Below are 6,414 nucleotides of genomic sequence, written 5' to 3'. Positions count from 1 at the left end.
TGCGCCCGTCGGCGGCGCAGGCCGCGGCATCGACATAGACGAGGACGTCTCGCGACGGCGCGGTCCGGTCGAGGCTGCCGAGGCCCAGCGCGGCGAGACCCGCACTCGCCACCAGCACCGTGGAGACGGTCTGGGAGCGCTTGCTCGCGGCCCTGTCGGGCGGTGTCACGGCCGGTGCCGGCTCGACCGGCTTGCGCCGGCCGAACTCGGCCCGGGACTCGCGGTCGTCCGCCACGACGTCAGTAGCTCATGCAGGCGGCGTTCACGAGGCCGCCCGCCAGGGAGGCGGCCCCGAGCAGCACGGCGGGCGCGGTCTGGCCCTCGTCGATCCGTCGTGACAGGTTCGGCAGCAGCGGCCGCATTAGCCAGTAGATCGCGACCTGCACCACGAGGGCGACGAGCCCCCAGACGATGCAGTCGAGGAGCGAGCCGGCGTATCGCACCGCCGCCGAGAGCGGGATCGAGTATCCGAGCAGGCTGCCGCCGAGCGCCAGGGCGGCGGCGAGATTGCCCTCGCGCACCAGGGCGATCTCCCGGTGCGCCGTCGCGGTGAGATAGGTCGCGAGGTAGAGGGCGGTGAGCCCGAGGGAGACGACGAAGTAGGCGAGGAAGGCCGGAAGGCCCGAGATCGTCGTCAACCGTGCTTCCTTCTTCGGTTCAGACCAGCCGGCTCTGATCGATCGCGGCGGCGATGAAGCCCTTGAACAGCGGATGCGGCTCGAAGGGGCGCGACTTCAGCTCCGGATGGAATTGCACGCCGATGAACCACGGGTGGCCCTCGTGTTCAACCGTCTCGGGCAGGAGCCCGTCCGGCGAGGTGCCGGAGAAGCGCAGGCCCTTGGCCTCCAGGCACTCGCGATAGGCCATGTTGACCTCGTAGCGGTGCCGGTGGCGCTCCGAGATCTCGGTGTCGCCGTACATCTGGGCGATCTTGGTCTCCGGGCGGAGGGTCGCCTTGTAGGCGCCGAGCCGCATGGTGCCGCCCAGATCGCTCTCGGCCGCGCGCCGCTCCAGCTCGTTGCCGCGCATCCACTCGGTGAGGAGGCCGACCACGGGCTCCTTGGTCTCGCCGAACTCGGTGGAGTTGGCGTCCGCGATGCCGGCGAGCGAGCGCGCCGCCTCGATCACCGCCATCTGCATGCCGAAGCAGATGCCGAAATACGGGATGTTGCGCTCGCGGGCGTAGCGGGCCGCGCGGATCTTGCCCTCCGCGCCGCGCTGGCCGAAGCCGCCGGGCACGAGGATGCCGTGCAGGCCCTCCAGGAACGGCGCCGGGTCCTCGCGCTCGAACACCTCCGCCTCGATCCATTCGAGGTTGACGCGGACGTTGTTGGCGATGCCGCCGTGGGTCAGCGCCTCGGTGAGCGACTTGTAGGCGTCCTTCAGGCCCGTGTACTTGCCGACGATGGCGATGGTGACCTCGCCCTCGGGGTTGCGCACCCGCTCGAGGATCTTCTGCCACTGCTCCAGCCGCGGCTCCTCGGGCGGCTCCATTCCGAAATGCGCCAGGATCTCGCGGTCGAGGCCGGCCTCGCGGTAGGAGAGCGGCACGGCGTAGATCGTGTCGACGTCGAGCGCCTCGATGACCGCGCTCTCCCGCACGTTGCAGAACAGGCCGAGCTTGCGCCGCTCCTCGATCGGGATCGGCCGGTCGCAGCGGCAGAGCAGGATGTCGGGCTGGATGCCGATGGAGCGCAGCTCCTTGACGGAGTGCTGCGTCGGCTTCGTCTTCAGCTCGCCGGCAGAGGGGATGTAGGGCAGCAGCGTCAGGTGCAGGTAGCAGACGCTGCCGCGGGGGCGCTCCTGGCCGATCTGGCGGATCGCCTCGAAGAAGGGCAGGCCCTCGATGTCGCCGACGGTGCCGCCGATCTCGACGAGCACGAAGTCGAAATCGTCGTTGCCGTCGAGCACGAACGCCTTGATGGCGTTGGTGACGTGCGGGATCACCTGGATCGTGGCGCCGAGATAGTCGCCGCGCCGCTCCTTGGTGATGATGTCGAGGTAGATCCGCCCCGTCGTCACGTTGTCGGCGCGGGACGCCGGCAGGCCGGTGAAGCGCTCGTAATGGCCCAGATCCAGGTCGGTCTCTGCGCCGTCGTCGGTGACGAAGACCTCGCCGTGCTGCGTCGGGCTCATCGTGCCCGGATCGACGTTGAGATAGGGGTCGAGCTTGCGCAGGCGGACGCGGTAGCCGCGGGCCTGGAGCAGGGCGGCGAGCGCCGCCGAGGCGAGACCCTTGCCGAGGGAGGAAACCACGCCGCCGGTGATGAAAACGTACCGCGTCATGGGCTTTGGTCCATAAAGGGGCTCAAGCGATTCGCCAAACCGCAACGGTTGCCGCACCCCGCCGGCCACGCGGGAGGCGGCACGGGGCCACGCCCCTCATGCCGTTGAGGAATTCGTCTTTTCCATCCCCGCGGCCGATGCGCCGGCCGCAAGGGTCTTATCCGCGGACGGTGCGGTTTACCCGCGCCGTGGCGTCAGCGCGACTGCGGCGCCTCGGGAGTTGCCGGTGCGGCCGGCGCGCTCTGGGCGGGTGCGGGGGCGGGCGTCGCCGGCTTGGCGGGGGCGTCGGTCGGCACCGAGGCGGGCTGCCCGGCCTGACCTGCGCCGCCGCCGCCGCCGCGCAGCGTGTCGAGGAGGTTGTCGGCGTTCACTGGCTTGTCGCTCTGCCGCGTCTGGCCGGGCGGCGTCCCGGCCTCGTCGAGGATCGAGCGGGGCGCGGCGCTGCGGTGCGCCATGATCGCGAGCGCGATGCTGGTGGTGAAGAACAGGGCCGCGAGGATCGCGGTGGCGCGGGTGAGCGCGTTGGCCTGGCCGCGCCCGGTCATGAAGCCGGAGACGCCGCCGCTTCCGCCGCCGCCGAGCCCGAGCCCGCCCTCCGAGCGCTGCAGCAGCACCACGGCGATGAGCGCCAGCACGATGATGAGGTGGACGACGATGAGGACGGTCTGCATAGCGATTCCGGTGCCCGCTCGCGCGGACGCTGTCGGTGTGCCGAACAGGAGCGCGCGCCAAAGCGGCGCGCCCGCGTATCCGCTGCACGAAGTGGGGGCTCCTACACCGTTTGCCCACCCGCGCCAACCGGGCTTCGCGCGTCGGGACGGGACAAACGCCCGGCGCGGCATCGGTCGCGCCGGGGTGTCGAGCAGGGCCGCCAGCAGGACGCCGAGACCGGGCGCCCCGAAAAACGCCGGGCGAGCATGGTCATGAGGGCACGGCCCGTGCGAGGAGTCGGGGATGAGCGATTTTCAGCACGAAGCCGGGCGGCTCGCCGCCTTCATCGACCGCGCCGACCGCGAGGAGATGGCCGCGGTCCAGAGCGATCTCCTGCGGATCGCCCTGGAGCGCCCCGATCCGGCCGGACGGGCCAAGGCGATGGACGACGTGCAGGCGGCCCTCTCCGACCGGATCCGCCCGGACGGCATGAGTCCGCTGCAGCAGGCGTTCTACGTCGCGGTGCTGTCGATGATCGAGCGGACCAAGGAAGCCGTGTCGAAGGCGCCGGCCCGCCAGGACTGAGGACGGATCGATCCTCGCGGCCGTGTCGCCGGACCGGCAGGCTCTCCTCGTCGTGAATGCAGGCGAGCTTCCGCGCTCCGGAGCCGCCCTACGCCTCGTAGGCGCGGCAGATCCCCAGAAAGTCCTCCGCCACGAGGCTGGCGCCGCCGACGAGGGCGCCGTCGACGTTCTCCACCGCCATCAGCTCGCGGGCGTTCGAGGGCTTCACCGAGCCGCCGTAGAGGATGCGGATCTTGTGCGCCTCCTCGCCGGCAAGCTTGTCGAGCATCTCGCGTAAGGAGGCGTGGACCTCGGCGATCTCCTTCGCCGTCGGCGTGCGGCCCGAGCCGATCGCCCAGACCGGCTCGTAGGCGATCACCGTGTCGTCACCGGTCGCGCCCTTCGGCAGGCCGATGGCGAGCTGCGCGCGCACGATGTCGAGCGCCCGGCCCTGCTGGCGCTCCTCCATGGTCTCGCCGACGCAGATGATGCCGCGCAGGCCGGCGCGGCGGGCGCCGAGCGCCTTGGCGTGGACGCCGTCATCGGTCTCGTAATGGTAGGCGCGCCGCTCGGAATGGCCGACGATCACGTAGGTTGCGCCGAGGTCGGCGAACATCTCCGCCGAGATCGAGCCGGTGAAGGCGCCGCTCGGGCGGGCATGGAGGTTCTGGCCGCCGATGGCGATGGGCGAGCCGTAGGCCGCCGCCACGCAGGAGGAGATCAGCGTCGCCGGCGGGCAGATCAGCACGTCAATCTTCTCGGAGAGCGCGGGCGAGAGCCCGTTGCGGATCGCCTCGACGGTGGGGACCGAGGAGCGCAGGCCGTTCATCTTCCAGTTGCCGGCAACCAGCGGACGGCGTCCCTCGCTTGCCATGGCGTCCCGGTTCTCCGTCTCTCGATCCAAGGTCTTCGGCGTGTGGGCGGACCTAGCAGAGCAAGCTTAGGCGCGCAAACAACCTTTGCGGCCATCCCGCTCCCGTTCGGGCAGGCAACAGACATGCCCTTTGCGCCGCCGCCCCGATCGTCTATCGCGGGGCTCACATGTGGTCCCCGCCCGCGCGGGCGGGGCGTTCGAGAGATCTAGGCCCGGGCGTCCGATGCTCCAGTCCATTCGCAGTGCCAGCCAGCATTGGCTCGGCAAGGTCGTGCTGACGGTGATCTTCACCTTCCTGATCGCGGGCGTGGCGATCTTCGGCGTGGAGGAGTTCTTCCGCGGCGGATCGAACACGTCCGTCGCCACGGTGGGCAAGACGGCGATCTCGGCCGAGGAGGTGCGCACCGCCTACCAGAACCAGCTCCAACGCTATCAGGCCCAGCTCAAGCGGACGCTGACGCCGGACCAGGCGCGGGCGATGGGCCTGGAGCGGCAGGTGCTGGCCCAGCTCATCACCGAGGCGGCGCTCGATCAGAAGACCCGGGATCTCGGGCTCGCCGTCTCCGACGCGGCGGTGCTGCGGGCGATCCAGGACGAGCCGAGCTTCAAGAACGCCAACGGCAGCTTCGACCGGACCCTGTTCTTCCAGACGCTCCAGCGGGCGGGCCTGAACGAGGCGATGTTCGTGCGCGAGCAGCGCTCCGTCATCGCCCGCCTGCAGCTCGCCGACGCCATCGTCGCCGAACCGCCGGTGCCGCAGGCCATGCGCGAGGCGGTGCACCGCTACGCCACCGAGCGCCGCGAGGCCGCCGTGCTGACGCTGGCCCCCTCCGTCGCGGGCGAGATCCCGGCCCCGACCGACGAGGAGCTCAAGGCCTACTACGACAACAACAAGGCCTCCTTCCGCGCCCCGGAATATCGCAGCCTTAACCTGCTGGTGCTCGACCCCGCCGCCCTCGCCAAGCCCGACGCGGTGTCCGACGAGGAGGCGCGCAAGGTCTACGACGCCAACCACAGCCGGTTCGGCAAGGCGGAGCGGCGCACCATCCAGCAGATCAGCTTCCCCGACGAGGCCGCGGCACGAGAGGCGCGCGCCAAGATCGAGAGCGGGCAGACGCCGTTCGAGACGGTCGCCGCGGAGCGCGGGCTCGACCCGAAGCAGCTCGATCTCGGCACCCTGACCAAGGCGGAGCTGTTCGACCCGGCGGTGGGCAACGCCGCCTTCGCCCTGGAGCAGGGCCAGGTGAGCGAGCCGGTGAAGGGCCGCTTCGGCACCGTGCTCCTGCGCGTCACGGCGGTCGAGCCCGGCACGGTCAAGCCGTTCGACGAGGTGAAGGACGAGATCCGCAGGGAGATCGCGCTGCGCCGGGTGCGCGACGGCGGCTTCGACAAGGTGCAGGACGCGATCGAGGATGCCCGCTCGTCCGCCAAGCCGCTGGCCGAGATCGCCAAGGACCAGGGCCTAACGCTGCTCACCATCCCGGCGGTCGATGCCCAGGGCAACGATCCCTCCGGCAAGCCGGTCGAGGGCATTCCGGACAAGGAGACCACGCTGCCGGCCGCCTTCCGGGCCGATGTCGGCAACGACACCGAGGCTTTGCGCACCAAGAACGGCGGCGCGATCTGGTACGACGTCGTCAAGATCGACCCGTCGCACGAGAAGCCGCTCGAGGAGGTGCGCGACGAGGCGGTGAAGGGCTGGACCAGGGCCGAGGTCGAGAAGCGCCTCGTGGCGAAGTCCAAGGAGCTGGCCGAGCGCCTGGACAAGGGCGAGGCGATCGAGACCGTGGCGCAGGAGGCGGGCGTGCCGCTGAAGGCCGTCGCCGACATCGCCCGCAACCAGACCAAGGACGAGCTCTCGGCGGAGATCGTCGAGCGCATCTTCACGACGCCGGTCGGCAAGGCCGCCTCCGCGCCCTCCGGCGAGGGCCGCGCGGTGTTCAAGGTCACCGCCGCGACGGTGCCGGCCTTCGTCCCCGGCACGCCGAGCGACGTTCAGCTCGTCACCTCCCTGCGCACCGCGCTCGCCGACGACCTGC

At 70.7% G+C, this 6,414-nt stretch carries 6 protein-coding genes and 1 pseudogene; 2 read left to right on the top strand and 5 right to left on the bottom strand.

Annotated elements, in window-relative coordinates; all coding sequences use genetic code 11:
- From MFF42_RS23330 to secG, 4 genes and pseudogenes are all read right to left on the bottom strand, one after another.
- Positions 1-235: pseudogene (locus MFF42_RS23330) on the bottom strand (DUF1190 domain-containing protein); the annotation flags it as partial.
- A gap of 4 nt (positions 236-239) precedes the next feature.
- Positions 240-638 (bottom strand): DUF350 domain-containing protein, encoded by a 399-nt coding sequence (locus MFF42_RS23325; RefSeq protein WP_238258127.1) that lies wholly within the window; start codon positions 636-638, stop codon positions 240-242.
- A gap of 19 nt (positions 639-657) precedes the next feature.
- Positions 658-2,286, bottom strand: a complete 1,629-nt coding sequence (gene pyrG / locus MFF42_RS23320; protein ID WP_238258125.1) for a CTP synthase — start codon at positions 2,284-2,286, stop codon at positions 658-660.
- Between the two features lie 194 nt (positions 2,287-2,480).
- Complete coding sequence (gene secG / locus MFF42_RS23315) at positions 2,481-2,957, bottom strand: preprotein translocase subunit SecG (RefSeq protein WP_238258123.1); 477 nt, start codon at positions 2,955-2,957, stop codon at positions 2,481-2,483.
- A 283-nt stretch (positions 2,958-3,240) separates the two neighbouring features.
- On the opposite strand from secG, the gene MFF42_RS23310 reads away from it, so the two are divergent.
- A complete protein-coding gene (locus MFF42_RS23310) occupies positions 3,241-3,522 on the top strand; it encodes a hypothetical protein (RefSeq protein ID WP_238258122.1) in 282 nt (93 codons plus the stop codon).
- 88 nt (positions 3,523-3,610) lie between these two features.
- On the opposite strand, the gene tpiA is transcribed toward MFF42_RS23310, so the two are convergent.
- Positions 3,611-4,375: a triose-phosphate isomerase gene (tpiA, locus tag MFF42_RS23305; RefSeq protein WP_238258120.1), complete on the bottom strand. Its 765-nt coding sequence runs from the start codon at positions 4,373-4,375 to the stop codon at positions 3,611-3,613.
- Positions 4,376-4,598: 223 nt separating this feature from the next.
- Between tpiA and MFF42_RS23300 the strand changes: the two genes are divergently transcribed.
- The coding region (locus MFF42_RS23300) for a peptidylprolyl isomerase (RefSeq protein WP_238258118.1) at positions 4,599-6,414 on the top strand (1,816 nt) is incomplete at its 3' end.

The sequence above is a fragment of the Methylorubrum podarium genome (genome assembly GCF_022179745.1).
GTDB lineage: Bacteria > Pseudomonadota > Alphaproteobacteria > Rhizobiales > Beijerinckiaceae > Methylobacterium > Methylobacterium podarium.
This window is presented reverse-complemented; position numbering and strand designations above follow the sequence as displayed.

Bases quoted from the DNA above. Each gene is read 5' to 3' on its own strand.
- pyrG (WP_238258125.1), bottom strand. From the start codon at position 2,286: ATGACGCGGTACGTTTTCATCACCGGCGGCGTGGTTTCCTCCCTCGGC.
- secG (WP_238258123.1), bottom strand. From the start codon at position 2,957: ATGCAGACCGTCCTCATCGTCGTCCACCTCATCATCGTGCTGGCGCTC.
- MFF42_RS23310 (WP_238258122.1), top strand. From the start codon at position 3,241: ATGAGCGATTTTCAGCACGAAGCCGGGCGGCTCGCCGCCTTCATCGAC.
- tpiA (WP_238258120.1), bottom strand. From the start codon at position 4,375: ATGGCAAGCGAGGGACGCCGTCCGCTGGTTGCCGGCAACTGGAAGATG.